Origin of the sequence: Vibrio sp. SCSIO 43133 (assembly GCF_023716845.1) — a bacterium.
Taxonomy (GTDB): domain Bacteria; phylum Pseudomonadota; class Gammaproteobacteria; order Enterobacterales; family Vibrionaceae; genus Vibrio; species Vibrio mediterranei.
The window spans coordinates 1,715,182-1,734,304 of record NZ_CP068024.1; the positions used below are offsets into that span (position 1 = coordinate 1,715,182).

The 19,123-nt window shown below is 42.7% G+C and carries 16 protein-coding genes; 9 read left to right on the forward strand and 7 right to left on the reverse strand.

Annotation, left to right across the window (positions count from 1 at the left end):
• Positions 1-72 precede the first annotated feature (72 nt).
• A complete protein-coding gene (locus JKJ11_RS08200; protein WP_006071428.1) occupies positions 73-1,608 on the forward strand; it encodes a sensor domain-containing diguanylate cyclase in 1,536 nt (511 codons plus the stop codon).
• Between the two features lie 88 nt (positions 1,609-1,696).
• A complete protein-coding gene (locus JKJ11_RS08205) occupies positions 1,697-2,227 on the forward strand; it encodes a 3'-5' exonuclease (protein ID WP_006071429.1) in 531 nt (176 codons plus the stop codon).
• 75 nt (positions 2,228-2,302) lie between these two features.
• Here the strand turns inward: JKJ11_RS08205 and JKJ11_RS08210 are convergent, their stop codons facing one another.
• The 3 genes from JKJ11_RS08210 to JKJ11_RS08220 all read right to left on the reverse strand — a co-directional run bounded on the left by JKJ11_RS08210 (position 2,303) and on the right by JKJ11_RS08220 (position 5,153).
• On the reverse strand, positions 2,303-2,749 hold the full coding sequence (locus tag JKJ11_RS08210; protein ID WP_006071430.1) for a tellurite resistance TerB family protein: 447 nt from the start codon (positions 2,747-2,749) through the stop codon (positions 2,303-2,305).
• Positions 2,750-2,820: 71 nt separating this feature from the next.
• A complete protein-coding gene (locus tag JKJ11_RS08215) occupies positions 2,821-4,743 on the reverse strand; it encodes an alkaline phosphatase D family protein (protein ID WP_252039058.1) in 1,923 nt (640 codons plus the stop codon).
• Positions 4,744-4,766: 23 nt separating this feature from the next.
• Complete coding sequence (locus JKJ11_RS08220; protein ID WP_240205880.1) at positions 4,767-5,153, reverse strand: VC1380 family protein; 387 nt, start codon at positions 5,151-5,153, stop codon at positions 4,767-4,769.
• 250 nt (positions 5,154-5,403) lie between these two features.
• On the opposite strand from JKJ11_RS08220, the gene JKJ11_RS08225 reads away from it, so the two are divergent.
• The 6 genes from JKJ11_RS08225 to JKJ11_RS08250 all read left to right on the forward strand — a co-directional run bounded on the left by JKJ11_RS08225 (position 5,404) and on the right by JKJ11_RS08250 (position 13,657).
• Complete coding sequence (locus tag JKJ11_RS08225) at positions 5,404-6,735, forward strand: MipA/OmpV family protein (protein WP_031494492.1); 1,332 nt, start codon at positions 5,404-5,406, stop codon at positions 6,733-6,735.
• Between the two features lie 114 nt (positions 6,736-6,849).
• Positions 6,850-10,770 (forward strand): ATP-dependent RNA helicase HrpA, encoded by a 3,921-nt coding sequence (hrpA, locus tag JKJ11_RS08230; protein ID WP_286036751.1) that lies wholly within the window; start codon positions 6,850-6,852, stop codon positions 10,768-10,770.
• Between the two features lie 185 nt (positions 10,771-10,955).
• Complete coding sequence (locus JKJ11_RS08235) at positions 10,956-11,468, forward strand: porin family protein (protein WP_006071435.1); 513 nt, start codon at positions 10,956-10,958, stop codon at positions 11,466-11,468.
• 219 nt (positions 11,469-11,687) lie between these two features.
• Complete coding sequence (locus JKJ11_RS08240; protein ID WP_062460490.1) at positions 11,688-12,806, forward strand: linear amide C-N hydrolase; 1,119 nt, start codon at positions 11,688-11,690, stop codon at positions 12,804-12,806.
• Between the two features lie 128 nt (positions 12,807-12,934).
• Positions 12,935-13,264, forward strand: a complete 330-nt coding sequence (locus JKJ11_RS08245; RefSeq protein ID WP_252039059.1) for a nucleoside triphosphate pyrophosphohydrolase family protein — start codon at positions 12,935-12,937, stop codon at positions 13,262-13,264.
• Complete coding sequence (locus JKJ11_RS08250) at positions 13,265-13,657, forward strand: VOC family protein (protein ID WP_252039061.1); 393 nt, start codon at positions 13,265-13,267, stop codon at positions 13,655-13,657.
• A 68-nt stretch (positions 13,658-13,725) separates the two neighbouring features.
• Here the strand turns inward: JKJ11_RS08250 and JKJ11_RS08255 are convergent, their stop codons facing one another.
• Together JKJ11_RS08255 and JKJ11_RS08260 are read right to left on the reverse strand one after the other, a co-directional pair.
• Positions 13,726-14,211, reverse strand: a complete 486-nt coding sequence (locus tag JKJ11_RS08255; protein ID WP_006071439.1) for a hypothetical protein — start codon at positions 14,209-14,211, stop codon at positions 13,726-13,728.
• A 134-nt stretch (positions 14,212-14,345) separates the two neighbouring features.
• Entirely contained in the window at positions 14,346-15,827 is a 1,482-nt protein-coding gene (locus JKJ11_RS08260; protein WP_252039062.1) for a carboxypeptidase M32, read from the reverse strand.
• A gap of 167 nt (positions 15,828-15,994) precedes the next feature.
• Here JKJ11_RS08260 and JKJ11_RS08265 point away from each other — a divergent pair, with 167 nt between their 5' ends.
• On the forward strand, positions 15,995-16,636 hold the full coding sequence (locus JKJ11_RS08265; RefSeq protein WP_240205883.1) for a LysE family translocator: 642 nt from the start codon (positions 15,995-15,997) through the stop codon (positions 16,634-16,636).
• A gap of 418 nt (positions 16,637-17,054) precedes the next feature.
• On the opposite strand, the gene JKJ11_RS08270 is transcribed toward JKJ11_RS08265, so the two are convergent.
• Together JKJ11_RS08270 and JKJ11_RS08275 are read right to left on the reverse strand one after the other, a co-directional pair.
• Positions 17,055-17,321, reverse strand: a complete 267-nt coding sequence (locus JKJ11_RS08270) for a DUF2960 domain-containing protein (protein WP_038230574.1) — start codon at positions 17,319-17,321, stop codon at positions 17,055-17,057.
• Positions 17,322-17,348: 27 nt separating this feature from the next.
• Entirely contained in the window at positions 17,349-19,121 is a 1,773-nt protein-coding gene (locus JKJ11_RS08275) for a bifunctional molybdopterin-guanine dinucleotide biosynthesis adaptor protein MobB/molybdopterin molybdotransferase MoeA (RefSeq protein ID WP_252039106.1), read from the reverse strand.
• Positions 19,122-19,123: the final 2 nt, after the last annotated feature.

Here is a 19,123-nt window from a genome sequence, read left to right on the forward strand (position 1 = left end):
GGCTAATAATATTTAATACAAATATAAAAACTGGTAACACTAATAAAACTATAACCAGTTAGGACAATATATATGGTTACAGGCTTAAGCAAAGAGGACCGTGGTGTCAAGCGGTACTCCGTGTTAGTACTAATTCTGGGATTGGTATTAACGATTTTCATTACACATCTTGTTTATAAAGGACAAAAACAACTTTCCGATTCTAATTTTGAGTTCTTAGCTCAAAACCAAGCAGAGAATATAAAAGAACTTGTCATGTTGGACGTTGCTTTTATTGGCGCAGGAGCTAGTTTCTATCACGCAACTCAACCACCAACGTGGGATAATTTCTCCACTTTTGTCGCTCCATTGCTAGCAGATTCAAAAAGTTTGATAGCTATGCAATGGATGAAGAAGGTGTACCCTGAGCAGATTGAGTCGCATGTAGAGCGAGTCAAGCAACACTTTCCTAGTTATCAAATATATACGGTACCTAAAGACGAACCTCGCCAAGATGGTTATATCCTTGAAAATGATGAACCTATTTATGTGGCAAGTGATGTCTATCCTGTTAATGAAGCCAACTTACGTGCATTGGGGTACTACTCTTCCCGAGAGCGTGTTAGACGAGTGATTCGCAGCACACTGGAAACCGGAGAGCCGAGTTTGTCAGATAAGATTCGCCTATTACAGGACGGGTTTGATCGTTCGTTACCGAAACAAGGAATGCTAGTTTACCACCCAGTATTCGAGGTCGGTGATAACTCATTACGTGGAGTGGTTATTGGAGTTGTTCGGACAACCGCATATTTCGAGCAGATTGTTTCTCGAACCTCCATCGGTAAAGAAGTGGGTATTCAAGTTGTGGATTTAGGGTTTGATGCCGAAGATGACCCCATTATGTATGAGAATCCAGCGTGGCAAACGTTGTCTGGGGATATAAAGAGCATCATTGTGGATCTTTATGATCGACAGTGGAACATTCAGTTTAAACACGATTCAGAAATTTCTCAGAATGACAGTTTTATTCTCCTATGTGTTGCTTCAGGCGGTTTTATCATTTCGATTCTATTGGCTTACGTGGTTCAGTTAATGCTGCGTGAACAACGAAGATTGACCAAGTTGGTCAGTCGCAGAACGCGTGACTTGCAATACTTAGTAGAGCGAGACCCTTTAACGGAAGTGTACAATCGACGCGCATTCAATCGGTTAGCGGATTACCATATTTCATGCAATAAGCCATTTTCTTTAGTCATTATTGATATTGATAAGTTTAAGCAAATTAACGATAAATATGGTCACGTTTCTGGTGATGAAATCTTGATGCAAGTTGCTGCGTATATAAAAGCGCAACTGTATCCCGATGATATGCTGTTCAGACTCGGCGGCGATGAGTTTGCTGTGATAAGTCGTTGTGTTGACGAAGAGTTACTCAACATTTATCTAAACGAAGTGTGTGAAGATATTTCCTTTATGAAATGGGACACCATCGATCCAAACTTTGTTTGTACACTGAGTATAGGTGCGTCCGTATTTAGAGGAGAGTCCTTGGAGAAACTCATGAACCGTGCCGATGATTTATTATATAGAAGCAAAGATAAAGGCAGGAACAGAGCAATGGTTGCTTGATTTTTTAGCGATTGAATGGAGAACTGTCGAGGTTTGACGTTTGATACGTTACAATCTGACGGTTCGTTTAACTAATCTTAAAATCCCTATGAATTATAATCGTGTCGTTTGTTTTGATCTTGAAATGTGTTGTTGGAATGTCGACGGTGTTGGCACGACTGGCGAGATAATTGAAGTAGGGCTAGCAGAAATAGATTTAGTTAAACAAGAAGTAGTGAAGCGAGCACAATATTACGTTAAGCCTGAAACTGATAAGGTGTCGTTATTTTGTACAGAGCTTACCGGTATAACACCACGTAAAGTAGAAAAGCAGGGGCGTCCACTAGCGTCTGTGATTCAGTCGATGGTTAAAAATTTTGGTGGGCCTAACAAAATTTATGCTTCATGGGGCCGAGACGACATTATCTTACTCGAAGAATGTCAATCGAAAGGTATCGAAATGCCATTCAAAGAGTTTGTTAATCTAGCGACCTTATATCGCATACAGAATCGACTTAAAGATAAGCGTATTGGTCACAAAGCGGCACAAGAAAGCCAAGGAATAGAGTGGGAAGGTAGACAGCACTCGGGCTATGTTGATGCGTATAACCTTGCTAAATTGGCATTGACCATGCTGTAACTCGCTGACCAAGAATGACAAAAGCCGATCAGAAATACTCTCTGCTCGGCTTTTTTGTGCTTATAACGTGTGGCGTTACTTGTCAGTGACTTGAATCTTAGCTCGGATAAACTCGCTGTGATCAACATAGAGGAGCTCTGCTACTTTACGAATCACTGCATCTTCCAGCGGGTCAATAACTCCGTCTGCGTTGGCAACTTCCCACATGGCTTTGATTAAGTCAAAGCGCTTCTCCTGACTCAATTCTCTCAAGCTTGAGGTAAAGTCGTACAAAGACGCTGAGTTCTTGGTTTGTTCTTGCGCTTGAACCAACAGAGTTTTCGACTCTGTTTCATCAAGTCCTAACAGTCGTTCAATTAAAGATAGCTTGGCTTTTTCTTCTTCCTCTTCCACTTGATAATCGGCATTAGACACTTCGCAAAGCAGTGCAGCGATAGCAAGGTTAGGGCTAATTGACTTGTTGTTAGATAAGTCATCGCCTTCAATAAGTTGTTTAAACATTGAAGTAATGGAATTAAACATGGCGTTACCTGATTTTATTGCTTATTTATAATACATAGTGATTGTTGAGCCAGATCACAAGTATTTAGAGTTTAGCTTTCGGAATTAGTTTCAGGGAATGTGGTTTTTGTACCATCTCCATGAAGGACCGATATCTCGATAGGTTTGCCTTCATCATCCAATCGTACCTTTCCGATACCACTTTTATTGACCAGTCGATTATGGTGACTTGGTTCTGGCTTACGTTTGAAGATCTTTAAACGCTTACGCTTAGTAAACAAGTTGAGCGGTGAACGCGGTGAATAAAGCCATTTATCGAGTGTGTCACAAATCGTCAGTAGTGGTTCCGGAAACTCATTCTTTATTCCACTACAGGTTATTTGGTAAATGTGCGAGTCCGTCTGCTTATAACGAAGTTTGACGTCGTAGACGAAGGAGTAGTGTACGTCACCCGACAAAATGACAAAGTTCTTAGGTGTCTTAGTATGGGTAAAAATAGACAGTAGAGTATTGGCGCTTCCAGGATGAGCCATCCAGTTTTCAGCATCAATAATTAGTGGATTACCCATTTTTGTCGCCATACTTTGTAGTGTTTCTATAAATTTCACACCAAACATAGGTGCGGGAGATACGACAACAACAGAGTCTAGACCGATGAGCTCTTGTTGAAATTCAACCATCGCTTCCCAGTCCATTAGACCAGATGGTTTATTTAGATTGGACTCGGAACGCCAGCGTCGTGTGCGAGTATCAAGAACCACTACTTTAGGTGATGAATCAAGACTAAAGTGCCACTTCTCGTATCGCAGCAATTGCGTAATTAAGTCATCGTGTTGGTCTTGCGCGATGATTTTGTTTGCGTTGGCATAAGAGAACAGCCCAACCAAACTGTGTCGCCAGTCACTCTTCATCTGAACTGGCGTATTACCCCAAGCTTGGCACAGTAGATAGGACAATAGAGCGTTACCTATTATTCGCTTAGAAAACGCGTTCTCGTAAGCTGCTTTTTCCCAGCCAACAGTTAGGTTCCAATCGTCAGTTACGTCGTGATCATCAAAAATCATATAACTTGGGACATGCGCCATAACTCGCCTGATCTTTGGTAAGCCAGCGACAAATTTATCGAGCTCTGCTTTTTCCCAGTTCCAAAGAGGTTGGTCTTTCTCTAACAAAGGTTGGTTTTCAGAACCATCATTGGGACGCAGTTGTTTAAACTGAATGGCATCCCAGAGTTCAGGAGACCAATTTAACAAGTACATTGCCAAAAATTCTGAGAAGCTAATCAGATGATTTTCGCATTCTCTAGAGCTGAAAATAGGCGTGTCATTTTTGTTAATCAGACCCTTTAGACGATGAGTCTCATCTTGGTAATGGGGGAGTATTTGGTCTCTAGAATAGAGAGCGTTGGTACAATGGTAGAGTTCATCTGCATTTTCAACAGGCGCACCAATAAATGACTCATTAGGTAACTCAAGTAATTTGATGACTTTATGGATAGCCACCAACATTGGACCGGCAACATGATCAGCGTAGATTTGGTCGCCAGTAAGTAACAAAAGGTCTGGTCGATCATCGTCTTTTGTAGAAGTCGCTAACTGATCGAGCAATGAATCAACTTGAAGCAGGCTGTCTTCACTATGATGATGTGGGTTTCTACATGAACCGTGAAGAATATGATCAGACTTATCTGACAATATGATGTCTATCCAAGATGACGATGAATAGAACATGTTGTCATTAAGAACGCTGCTCTTGGATTCTCGCCAAACCACGTTATAACCTAAGTGGCCAGTCTGAGACGTTAAAAGATTAGTGTGGAACTGAATGATCCATAGCTTGTTGCTTATTTTGTAGACCTGCTCAGTATCAAAATCACTGTAGGAAATCACATCATCGTTATTGATCGCAAGTTGAAGGTTTGAAGGACACAATGAGGTCGCCAACCATAGGGTGATATGCTGAGGGTTAGTGCGACGTAATATTGGTCCTGCCAACACAGGATTGAGCTTTTTCATGAGGCGTTCTTTCTACTTACTTTCTAGGAATGTTCCAGTGCTGGGTGCTCTGATGCTGTTGTAGCTTCATTCATTTGCTCAAGCAATTCGACAAACTCTGAGCTACTCGTTTCATGACCGATTAGGAAAAAAGCAGTCAAAGCATTCAAAAGATGCTCTTTATTGTTGCTTTGGTCGATCATCTGAGCTAATCGCTCACGAACTAGCTCTATTTCATGCTCAACAAATCCTCGACCTTCAAATGTATCTTCCGCTTCGTCAGGAGCGTTGTCGAACTCTAAGAATAACAAGTCATTATCGACTTTGGCACTCAAAAGTCGTTCTGGAAGCCATGTCTCACCTGTGACGACATCAATATGTTGATCGTTTGGCAAAGATTGGAGAATTTTTTTTAACTTTTCTACTTTCACGATTCGTCTAAATAGTGGAAACTATGACACCCATCACTGTTGGTTATTTATTGAGCCATAAGGCAAATAACAGTGTGGTGACATAAAAATATGCGTTAACCCCATAATATACAACTCTACTTCACTGAGGTAGCTGTTGTTAGGTTATTTGATAAATGGCGTGTGAATTTTGGCTATCAGTCAAAATAGTGATTACGTGCTCCTTAGCTTATTAATTGTAAACATATTCCAGTTGGAGAAACTGCAAGACATGATAAAGAGAAATCTCGCGCTCGCGACCGCAGCATCACTTTGTACAGCACCAGTGGTATTGGCAGAAGAGTCAGCGCAAGAAGCGGATTGGGGCATTGCAGCAGTGTGGCGTACAGCGAACATTCCTTTTGATACCAAAGGAAGTGATACCTCCGTTAGTACCTTTATTCCGATGATGTTCTTTAAGAATGACTATGTCTTTCTAGACGGTACTATGGCAGGCGCCCACCTCTATAAAACGGATGACAAAGAGTTAGAGCTTAACGCCATTGCGCGTATGCGTTTTATCGACATACCAGCAGACGAGCAAAATGCCGTTGGGGGAGACACTGCGGATTATGGTTTGCAAATGCGTTACAACTTTGATGACGCTTGGCACTTCGACACTGAGCTAATGACAGACGGACATAACCGTTATCATGCAAACTTTAGACTTCAAGGTATGCTTGATTATGGTGACCTTGAATTACGTCCTAACGTTACACTACGTTATAAAGATGCTGACTTTAACACCGAATACTATGGTACATACCGAGGCACTACAGATAGCCTAAGTGGCGGTATGGACTATGCGATGGGCGTTGATGCTAAATACCACGTCGTATCAAACCTATACCTTGTAGGTGCGACTAATATTCGCATGCTAGATAACCAAGCGTATCATTCATCAGTGATTAAAGAACGTTTTGAAGGCGAAGTGTATTTCGGTTTTGGTTTCTTCAACGAGAAGAAAAAATCAACATCAAAAGCGAAGCAAGTACGTCGTGATATCGGAGCTAAACCTTATGTGCGTGTAGCTCATGGTTATGCGTCACCATCGGACATGGGTGATATCCTGACCTTTAATGGTAAGCGCGATCCGTATAATAACCAAGTAACATCAGTATTTTATGGCCATCCATTAACGGATGAGTTGTTTGGTATGCCGTTGGATATCTATTTGAGTCCGGGTATTGCTCACCACTGGAGTTCTGAGGTTCAAGGCTCTGGTACAGAATTTATCACGCTTATCAAAGCATATTACACATTTAACTGGCCAGTGAAGATGCGTTTAGGTGTGGGTAACGGCCTGTCATATATCGACAACATTACCTATATCGAACAACAAGAGATGGATAAGAAAGAGAAGCGTGCGAGTCACCTTATGAACTACATTGATATTTCTTATGATATCAGCATAGGCTCTATTATCGGTAAACCAGAGCTTGAAGAGTTATGGTTGGGTTATGCTCTGCATCACCGCAGTGCGATATTCGAAGCTTCGTCCCAGTTTGGTCGAATCAAAGGTGGTAGTAACTACAGCACCTTCTATCTTCAATACCACTTCTAATCAGAAAGCTCCGCATTGCGGAGCTTTTTTGTATCCTTCTGGCTTAACGCGAATTTCCTACCTGTGCTACAATCCGGCCAGTTTTTAATAGTAAAAAGTTAAGTAGGGAACGTTTTGACTTCCTCTCAAAATTCCAATCAACAGTCGCAAGTGCGAGCGAATAATCCACAGTCACTTAAAAAAGCATTAAAAGACTGTATGATTCGCGACCGCTTTCGTTTGAGTAAGCGTATCGCAGGCGCAACAAGAATTAAAAAACCAGAAGCTCAATCTGCAGTATTCGACGAGATTGCTACAGATATTGCGCGATCGATGATGGTTGCTCAACAGCGCGCAGCTGCAAAACCCACCATCAACTACCCAGAGCAGCTGCCGGTTAGTCAGAAGAAAGATGAAATTGCCGAAGCCATTGAGAATAATCAAGTGGTTATTGTGGCGGGTGAAACAGGTTCAGGTAAGACGACTCAGCTACCAAAAATTTGTTCAGAATTAGGGCGAGGACAATTTGGCTTAATTGGTCATACACAGCCTAGACGACTTGCTGCGCGCTCAGTGGCAAATCGTATTGCCGAAGAGATGGAGACGTCACTCGGCGAGTTCGTTGGGTATAAAGTCCGATTTAACGATCAGATTTCTGAGAATACTCAAGTGAAGTTGATGACAGACGGTATCTTACTAGCTGAAATTCAACACGATCGTTTTCTTAATCAATATGACACCATCATTATTGATGAAGCGCATGAGCGTAGTTTGAATATCGACTTTATTCTGGGGTACTTACGTGAGTTACTCCCGAAACGCCCTGATTTAAAAATCATCATCACTTCAGCGACCATCGATCCAGAGCGTTTCTCAAAACATTTCAATGACGCGCCAATTATTGAGGTCTCGGGACGAACATACCCAGTTGAAACTCGCTATCGCCCTCTGTCTGGGGACGATGATGGCGATAGAGATCAGCTAGAAGGCATTTTCGAAGCGGTAGATGAACTGTGTGATGAAGGTCTTGGTGACATTCTGATTTTCATGAACGGTGAGCGTGAGATTCGTGATACGGCGGATGCATTAGCAAAACGTAACCTTCGTGATACTGAGATTGTTCCATTGTACGCTCGATTATCCGCTGGCGAACAGAATAAGATCTTCCAACCACATGCAGGTCGACGAATTGTACTCGCCACTAACGTTGCTGAAACATCTCTGACTGTTCCGGGAATTAAGTACGTCATTGACCCAGGTACCGCTCGCATTAGTCGATACAGTTATCGCACAAAGGTTCAGCGTCTTCCTATTGAGCCAGTTTCTCAGGCAAGTGCAAACCAGCGTAAAGGTCGATGCGGCCGTGTAGAAGAGGGGATCTGTATTCGTCTGTATTCGGAAGAAGATTTCGAATCACGCCCAGAATTCACTGATCCTGAAATTCTTAGAACCAACCTAGCGTCGGTCATTCTGCAAATGACGGCTTTGGGGTTGGGCGATATCGAAGCTTTCCCATTTGTTGAAGCACCTGATAAACGCAATATCCAAGACGGCGTACGTCTGCTTGAAGAGTTAGGTGCTATCAATGATAAAGCAAAAGATCCTAAGAAACGTTTAACTCCAATTGGTCGTAAGTTGGCTCGCCTGCCAATCGACCCTCGTTTGGCTCGAATGGTGATAGAAGCACCAAGACTTGGATGTTTAAAAGAAGTCATGGTTATCGCTTCTGCATTGTCTATTCAAGACCCAAGAGAACGTCCTAGTGACAAGCAGCAATCGTCTGACGACAAACACAAGCGCTTTTTCGATAAAGAGTCTGATTTCCTGACGTTTGTAAACCTATGGGATTACATTCAAAAACAACAAAAAGCGTTGTCTGGAAATCAATTCCGCAAGCAATGCAAGCAAGACTATTTAAACTACTTACGTGTACGTGAGTGGCAAGATGTCTACTTCCAAATACATCAAGCCATGCGTGAGATGGATGAAAAACTCAACCAAGAACCAGGCAGTTACCAATCGGTCCATACTGCCTTACTGGTTGGCTTGTTGTCTCATATTGGTGTGAAAGACCAAGAGAAAAATGAGTACCAAGGGGCTCGAAACGCACGATTCCATATCTTCCCAGCTTCAGGTCTGTTTAAGAAGCAACCTAAGTGGATAATGTCGGCAGAACTGGTGGAAACCTCTAAGCTCTGGGGACGTATTATCGCCAAAATTCAACCAGAGTGGATCGAGCCTCTAGCAAAACACCTAATCAAACGTAGCTACAGTGAACCCCATTGGTCTAAGAAACGCGCAGCCGTAATGGCACACGAAAAAGTGATGTTGTACGGAGTACCAATCGTTCCGAAGCGATTGGTTAACTATGGTGCGATTGACCCAGTTTTAAGTCGCGAACTGTTTGTGCGCAGTGCCTTAGTTGAAGGGGATTGGGAAACCAAGCACGCATTTTTCAAACAAAACAGAAAGCTACTACAAGAAGTAGAAGAGCTTGAGCACAAGTCGCGTCGTCGGGATATTCTTGTTGACGACGATGAGCTGTTTGATTTCTACGATCAACGTGTAGGTACGGAAGTTGTTTCTGGGCGCCATTTTGATACGTGGTGGAAGAAAGCAAGCCAGAAGAACAAAGAGCTTCTTAATTTTGAAAAAGAGATGCTGTTTAAGGGCGACGCTAGTCATGTCACCGATCTTGATTATCCTAACTTCTGGCATCAAGGTGGATTTAAACTCAAGCTAAGTTATCAGTTTGAACCTGGAGAAGATAGTGACGGTGTAACAGTGCATATCCCATTACCTATCCTTAACCAGATTGATAGTGAAGGGTTCGATTGGCAAATCCCAGGGTTGCGACACGAACTGGTGGTGAGCTTAATCAAAGCATTGCCAAAGACACTACGTAAGAACTTTGTTCCAGCGCCAAACTACGCAGACGCATTCTTGGCTCGTGTCACACCGATGGAAGCACCGCTTTTAGATGCATTGGAAAAAGAACTTCGCCGCATGACCGGTGTGGAAGTATTAAGGGACGACTGGAATCTAGAACAACTTCCTGATCACCTGAAAATTACTTTCCGTGCTGTGGATCATCGCAATAGAAAGCTTAAAGAGAATCGCAATCTCTATGAGTTGAAAGAAAGCCTGAAAGACAAAGTGCAACAAACTTTGTCTAAAGTTGCTGATGATGACATTGAGCAGCAAGGTTTGCATACCTGGAGCTTTGGTGAACTGCCAAAAGTCTATTCGCAAAAGCGCGGTGGATTTGATGTGAAAGCTTATCCTGCTCTGGTGGACAATAAAGACAGCGTTGAAATTAAGTTGTTTGAAACGGAAGTCGAACAAGAGCAGGTCATGAAAGAAGGGCAACGTCGTTTGCTGCTACTGAATGTGCCGTCTCCAATTAAATATCTGCACACCAATCTTCCGAACAAATCTAAGCTGGGTCTCTATTTCAACCCTTATGGCAAAGTGTTAGACTTAATTGATGACTGTATAGCGTGCGGTATCGATAAGCTTATCGAAGGTCAAGGTGGCTTAGTTTGGGATGCAGACAAATTTGAGCAACTTAAAGAGTATGTGCGTGGAGAGTTGGGCGATACAGTTGTAGACATTGCACAGCAAGTGGAAACAATCCTGACGACTGCGTTCAACATTAATAAAAAGCTAAAAGGTCGCGTAGACTTGACTATGGCATTCGCGTTATCGGATATAAAAGCGCAAATCGAAGGATTGATTTTCAAAGGCTTCGCAACCGAATGTGGCTGGAAACGACTGCCGGATATTCTGCGTTACTTGAAAGCAATTGAGAAACGTATGGAGAAGTTACCGATTGACCCAAATCGAGATCGCATGCACATGCTAAAAGTGGAATCCGTCACTCAAGACTACAAAGAGTTACTTAACAAGATTCCAAAAGGTATGAAAATACCAGAAAACGTTAAAGAGATTCGCTGGATGCTAGAAGAGCTACGCGTGAGTTATTTTGCTCAGCAGCTCGGTACGCCATACCCAGTGTCCGATAAACGCGTATTGAATGCGATAGACGCTTGCTAAGTGTCCAACTAAATAGATTCTATACAAAAATGTGATAGATATAACTTCTAAGCGTATGAGAATTCAGAAAGTTTTACCGAAAATTAAAACTAGAAGGATTCTCCTACGATATAGTGTGTGATATATAAAGCTCCGCGGTGGCTTTCATTGGACTCGCCGCATTTTATTAAACAAGAAGGTTACAAATGAAAAAGACACTTTTAGCGCTTGCGCTTGTTGGTGCGTCGACGTCAGCGTTTGCTGATGCGTGGTTGTATGGTGGTGTTTCTGCTGGTCGTGCAGACTACAATGGTAACAGCGATACCCCAATGGGTTTCCACGTTGGTACTGGTATTCTGCCTATCATCGGTATTGAAGGTGGTTACTGGAAACACGGTAACTTCGACGGTACTAGCGAGGGCAAGAAAGGTTACGCAGAACTAGGTTCTTGGTACGCAGCACTTAAACCAAGTATCGATATTGGTCCAGTACAGCTTTACGCTAAAGGTGGTTTACACTACTACAACGCTGATTATAAAGATGGTCTAAGTGGCAGCGACAGCGGTACAGACTTTATGTACGGTGTAGGTGCAGAGTACTTCGTGACTGATATGCTTTCTGTTGGTGCGAGTTGGCAACGTTTTAACGGCGTTAAAACCAAATTTGATGACAAAGATCTAGATAGCTTTACCATCAATGCTACACTTCACATCTTCTAAAACTGTGTAAGTGTGTAAAAAGGCGACCTTGGGTCGCCTTTTTCGTACCTGGTGATCTAAAATTGTACGAATAGAGAGTCTTTTGGTGGATTAAAATATCAATTAAGTAACTGAAAAGATAATTCTTTTCATCGTATTGCAATTTCCATTTTCAACTAAGAGAACTAGGTCTACACTCATAGCACTACAATGTGTAGCCTTACTTTTAGGTTGTTTGAAATGTTCAGAAAAACGTTAATTGCGATAGTGCTTTCAGCTAGCGTTATCGTACCTGCTAGTGCTTGTACTGGCATTTCTCTTTCTACGGTCGGAAACGACTTCATACAAGCTCGCACTATTGAATGGGGTGAGAGTAATCTAAATAGTAAACTGATCATCTCTCCGAGAAAGCACCAGTTCACGTCGATTATGCCCGATCATAAACAAGGATTCAGTTGGGGTAGTCGCCTAGGTTTTGTTGGTATATCAGTAAGTGATGACCGGTTTATTGGGGAAGGGGTTAATGAGGCTGGGTTGAGTGCCGGACTATTCTATTTCAAAGGGTACGGTTCGCTAAAACCGTACAACGAGGAAGCAAGACAGAAAAGCATTACCGATATGGATTTTGTACGTTGGATGTTGTCGCAATTTAAAACTGTCGATGAAGTAATAACCGCGATGAAATCTATAGATATCGTGCCAGTATATCTAGATGCTAAAGGACAGCCTTCACCAACAGGGCATTGGCGTGTAACGGACAAAACAGGTCGAAGTGTTGTGATTGAAATTATGAACCAAGGAGAGGTGCATATTTACGAAAATGAAGTAGGCGTTCTGACTAACTCTCCAACGTTTCCTTGGCAGGTGACCAACTTAAACAACTACCTGCACTTACAACCTGGAACCAGTGCTCCTCGGCAGTTTGGAAAGGTCGAGGCAAAATCATTCGGTATCGGTTCAGGGTTCTTAGGCTTACCTGGAGACATTACGCCGCCTTCTAGGTTCGTACGAGCGGCATTTTATGTCACCACTGCACCTGAACTCAAAACCTCGGCACAGGCAGTTTCTCAAGCCTTTCATATATTGAATAACTTCGATATTCCAATTGGCTCTGAGTTTGGCCCGCAATATCGAGAGCATATCCCAGATCTACCAAGCGCGACTCAGTGGACTTCAGTGGTTGACCAAACCAATGGCGTTCTCTACTACAAAACGATGAACGACAGCCGAATTAAGAAAGTGGATCTTGCTGCGTTAGATTTTTCTGCAAAAAGCGAGATTAAGAAAGCGTTAGATGATGGAAAGTTTGAATTTGAAGATATTACACAAAGCGTGCAGCCCGCAATTAATAATCAATAAATCCGATAAAACTACCATCATGGTTTTGATAAAAGCGACTCAATTGGTCGCTTTTTTAATGATGTTAAAAACGACTAAGAATACTCCCATCTTTAAGGTGCTAAGGCGATTGAATAGGGGAAAACTGAATGTTTGAACAACTCGTTAAGGTATCCGAGGAACTTGGCACCGAAAAACCACACAGAACCTATCCGTTCTTTTTACAAAAACTTGTAGAAGAAGTCGGCGAGCTATCAATAGAACTACAGATTAAAGATGGCATCACTCCTACTGAAAAAGGTGGAAGTGATGGTGTTGTAGGTGAAGCGTGCGATGTTATTAACTGCGCTATCGACGTCGCTTGGAGAGCACTGCATGAGCAAACCCCAGACCAAAGTTCAGAGGAAATTGCTCGTTTAATCATGGATATTTGCCTAGTAAAGAGAGAGAAATGGCTGTCAAAAGTGGAAGGTATGTAAGTGGATAAACCGTTTGAAGACCATGGATTATTTAGTTGGTCAGAGTTGATAACTCCGGATTTTGAACAAGCATGCCGGTTCTATGAATCAATGCTTGGTTGGAGGTTAAAAGAGGTAGCGGGTCGAAATGGTAGCCGCTACGCACTGGTTAAAAGTGATAACGCTACGGAACCTTTTGCTGGCATACTTACTGTCGATGATAAGGATATTCGAGCACATTGGCGCACCTACGTAACCGTTGACGAAGTTGAAGCTATTGTGAACAAAACAGAATTAGTCGGCGGTTTAGTATTGGTTCCAGTGACGACTATTGAGCGTGTCGGTAAGATAGCGGTGATAGAGGATCCATGTGGCGCGGTTATTTCAGTGATTGAATACGACTCAAAAAGATAATTTTCAGCAGAAGTAATGGCGGGGGATAGAATAGGTCTCCCCCGAATCATTATATGTTGTGTCGATATTTAACCTTGAGCCTTCACAATGTCATGCGTACAGGTAATGGTATAGGTTACCGTTGCCGTTTTATCTCCATTTTCCTCAAACTCAAATTCTCCAACACTTGTGTAACCGTGAGCTGTGTTCTCACCGACTTGAACTTCGACAGGAGCGTTCTGTAAGTCTTCTACTTTGTGTGCAGTCCCATCAATTTCCAACGTAGTATTTTGTGCTGTAATTTTGTCATCGTCAGCCTCGAAGTGAGTGACTTGGAGCTTTGGGTTCATATGATTTTCGTTATGATTAGAAATAACTTTAAACGTTGCACCATCTTCAGGAACTTGGTTTCCAAAACCTAAGGTGCCGGTCGCCTCGCTGTCAACTTGTACACCACACGTTTTATCAATGTGTGCGGAGTAAATTAGCTTAGGACCTTCTGAGGAGTTCGCTTGCACACTTGTAGCGATGAACAAGCTCGGAATTAATAATACCGATAGTGTGGACAGTTTCATTTCTATTGCCTTTATTGACTAACTACTAATAGGCAATGTTAAAACGGTTACCGTTGAATTACTTATCACTTTGCGCCACAGACTGGAAAGTGTTGACTCGCCAAGTCGTCTAACTTCGCGAGTCATGGTCGAAACTATAAGTAACGTTTTTCTAAATGTGTTCTAAAGAATTGAGCGTTAAGTTCTGAGCCGGTCGCTTGTTTAACCAACTCTCCAGTACCAAGCGTACTTGCCTGACTCCAAATATTGTCACTTAACCAATCAAAGATCGGAGCCAATTCTAATGAAGAGATTGCGTTGTCCACATCCACCTCTTTTCTCATCGCCGCCATAAACTGCGCTGCATACATTGCCCCTAAAGTGTAAGAAGGGAAATAACCAAAGGCACCATCTGTCCAGTGAATGTCCTGCATGCAACCGTCTTTAAAGTTACCTTGTGTGGAAAGACCGAGGTACTGCTGCATCTTCAGATTCCACAGTTCAGGAATATCCTTATAGGAGATCTTACCATTCATCAAATCTCGTTCGATCTCATAACGAAGAATGACATGGGCAGGGTAAGTAAGCTCATCCGCATCAACGCGAATATATCCTGGTTGCACTCGGGTATAGATTTTCTGTAGATTGTTTGCTTCGAATACTTTCGCGTCATTAGTTGAGAAGTGTTTTTGAGCCAGTGGCGCTAAGTTGGCGATAAAAGGTTGACTTCTGCCTAATTGCATTTCGAAGAACAAAGATTGAGATTCATGAATACCCATTGAACGTGCTTGGCCAACTGGTAGTCCTGCCCACTGTTTTGGTAAGCCTTGCTCATAACGAGCATGACCGGTTTCGTGGACAATTCCCATTAAAGATTGAACAAAGTCAGATTCATCGTAGCGTGTTGTGATCCTGACATCTTGAGGCACACCACCACAGAAAGGATGCGAACTGATATCCAGACGACCATGGGCAAAGTCGAACTGAAGAAGTTTCATCACTTCCAATCCAAGCGCATTTTGACCTTTGGTACTGTATGACTCTTCAGTGGTATAAACCGACTCTGTTTTTTGCTTTTCAATGACCTGTTGAGTTAATTCTGGCAACCAAGATACCAAGTCACCAAAGATTGAATCGAGTTGCTGTGAGTTTACCCCCGGTTCATAGATATCCAGCATCGCATCATAAGGAGTTAAGCCTGATTGTTCCGCTCTAATTTGGGCCTCTTCTTGCGATAGTTTCACTACCTCTTCGAAGTTTTTACAAAAGCCATCCCAATCATTGTCACCACGCTGTGTACGCCAAGCGTGTTCGCACTTGGATCCAGCAAGAGACTTTGCTTTCACTAATTCTTCTGGAACGACAGTGGTAAGCTGCCATTGTCGTTTCATTTCCCCTAAGCTGGCTCGTTGTGAAGGGTCGAGTTCGTCACTCTGAGCTTGTTCGAACCATTCTGCTAGCTGCGGCGCGGTCGATAGTTGATGGATATGAAGTGACAGTTGAGCCATAGCTTCTGAGCGAGCTTGGTTACCTCCAGATGGCATCATTGCCGCTGCATCCCAACCACATATAGCGGATAAATGGCTGAAATTAGAAATTGTTTTATAGTGTTCAACCAGTTTGTTGTAGTTTTCCATGTCTTATGACCTTTTGCGTGAACGATTGTCCTAACTTAACACTAACAAGGAGTTACGGAAAGTAGCCGATAAAATCTGGAGAGGAAATCCAAATTAACCATGGATTTTTAATCGGAGTTACCTCAGAATTCGAACTCTGATGTTTTAGAAAGATGACAGTGGACGTTATGCATATTCTTAATCTTGAAGCCTTCCTTATTGCTATTACTATTCTTACGCTAACACCGGGACTCGATACGGCGTTGGTAATTCGTAACACTTCTAGAGGTGGGTTCAATGATGGTGCAATGACCAGTTTTGGCATTTGCTTGGGACTATTTGTTCACGCAACATTCTCAGCTCTAGGTATATCAGTGATACTTACGCAGTCAGCGGAATTGTTTGCATTAGTAAAGACATTGGGGGCTGCTTATCTAATTTGGTTGGGTATCTCAAGTTTACGAGCGTTAAAATCAAATCAGGCCATAGCACTAGAGAAAGGAGAGGTGAATACCGTAGCAGCATCGCGTTCACTAAGAGAAGGATTCTTGTCTAATGTGTTGAACCCAAAAACGGCCGTATTCTACTTAGCGTTTTTACCTCAGTTTATTAACCCAGAGTACTCGCCATTTTTGCAATCATTGTTAATGGCCGCGATTCACTTTGTTATCGCTATGGTGTGGCAATGTGGACTATCGGGCATGCTTAATTCCGCTAAATCACTTCTTAACAATGGAAATTTTGTTCGTTGGATGGAAGGTACGACCGGTGCAGTACTGATCATTCTCGGTATTAAACTGTTGGTTGAAGAGCCGCCGATGAGTTCTTAGCTTTTTCCAATGAACGTTGCGCGGTATAGAATTGATTTAGTGTGACGGTAGGGGACTTCAATAGAAATTTATCGAAACACTGATAGTATGCTTTGGAGTCACTTATTTGCTTGCAGTAATTACGAGCTTCTAGATTGTGGTTGTATAGTTGAGTTTCGCTCGCAAACTCGTTGTACGAGGCGCACCCACCTAAAATCATCAAAGTTGCTACTAAAGAAATTACCTTAATCATATTCACTCTATCGCTGTTTTTGTTGTAATGAATATTACGAGTCTGCTGATAGAGTTAGTTACCATTTCATGCCATTAGTTCCACTCAACAATAAAATTTTCATATGGTAAACGTTTGGTTTCTGGTCGGGTGAATAAAAAAACACCGAGTCAATCGACTCGGTGTCCTGGTTATCGAATTCAGTAACTATATCGGCTTTTTGCCGACTCCGAAGTTCTCTTTAGGCATGAGAGTTATTTTTCCAAAGCCCAATTTCTTAAAATGATTATCGCGATAATTGCGAACAGCCTTGGTATCCGAAACGGCTTCGATTTGCTGTTCCATTCTTAAGAAATCAGAAAGGTCGATGCCCTCTGCTTCAGCGACAGCCTCATGAATATTGCGATGCTGTTGGTAAGAAAACGTCAGTGTTTTCTCTTCATTCTTGTATTCGTAAATGATGGTACGAGCCATGATTTTCTACCTGCTGATAATTTAGCGCTAGATTCTGCCTTGTAGCGGGATAATTGTCACGCTTTCGCCTGCTTTTACTGTATCGATATGTGGTGCAATCTCTATTAGGCAGTTTGCTTCACTCATCGAACGTAGAATACCCGAGCCTTGTTTCCCCGTCGTGCGAACCATTAATTGTCCTGATTCTTCATCAAGCTCGTAGAATCCTCGGCTAAACTCTGTTCTTCCCTGACGAGAGCGCAGTGGCTCAGAGGCAATGGCGACGGCTTTGTGTGGTACAAACTGTCCAACACCTTGCATCTTCTTAATCGCGGGTTCAACAAAGTTAATAAACGACACCATTACGGCGACTGGATTTCCAGGAAGTCCAAAGAAGGGTGTTCCATTAATGTCACCAAAAGCGAGAGGGCGTCCCGGGCGCATATTAATACGCCAAAAATCAACGTTACCGTGCTTTTCAAGAACGTTCTTAATAAAGTCAGCATCACCGACAGAGACACCACCTGAGGTAATAACCAAATCCGCGCTGCGACTCGCTTCAGTGATCGCATTCTCCATAACGGACTCATCATCTTCAAGAATGCCAAGATCTATAATTTCACAACCTAATTTCTGCAACATCGCCATGATGGTAAAACGATTAGAATCATAAATAGAGTGAGCACGCAGAGGCGTACCAGGGGCTTGAACTTCATCACCTGTAGAAAATACCGCGACTTTTAGGCTACGATTCACTTTTACGCTATCTAGTCCAAGTGAGGCGATCATGCCCATCTCAGGTGCCTGCAACAATGTGCCGGTATCAAATACCGATTGGTTGATCGCAAGATCTTCTCCAGCTTGACGAACATTCTGTCCGGTTTTAATACCGGCATCACCAAAGCTCACTCTATCGCCATCAACGTTAGCCTGTTCACGCATTATAACGGTATCAGCGCCAGCTGGCATTGGTGCTCCAGTCATGATTTGTACTGACTCACCAGAGCGAAGTTCTTGGTCGTAGCCATAACCTGCCATCACACACGCGACGACATTGAATTGTTTTAGTCCAGCATCGGCACCAATGATGGCATAACCGTCCATTGCTGAGTTGGTAAACGCTGGCACATTAATAGGAGACGAAATATTCTCTGCTAGCGTGCGGCCATAAGCATTGGTTAGTGGGATAGTTTCAGATGCAGACAAAGCATTTACGGCGTTAAGAATTTGCTCTTGGCCTTGTTTCACTGATAAGAAAGCGGGTGATAGCGTATCGCAGCACGCTGCCTCTTTCTTAGGGCTAGAGGTATCTGGGCTAACATAATTTAGGATGAACCTTGTGATGGCGTCTAAATCATTGATGCTCATTGTCGGTAGTGACACATCCAACTCACTATCACTAGCGATAGCAATAATATTCTCATCACTTGGGTGTAGCCAAGGTTTGCCGACTTCTTTACGGTTGAGCTCAATCTTAGGGAAAGCGATGTTCTTGCAACCTTCAACTAAAATCAAATCCAGCGCTTGATGATCAAAGCGCGTCAACAAGTATTCAAAATTTGCTTCAGCCTCAGGAGTTTCCGTCATCAATGCATGTCGATATCGAGAAGAGATCAACATTTGGCTCGCACCAGCTTTACGAAGGCGATAGCTGTCTTTTCCTGGTTTATCTACATCAAAGTTATGATGCGCATGCTTTAACACACCAATTCTTAGCCCGGTAGCGGTTAGTTTTGGAAGTAAGGCTTCCAATAATGTTGTTTTACCAGTACCGCTATAAGCAGCGAAACCCAGAAGCGGGACATTATTAATGGATTTGATGG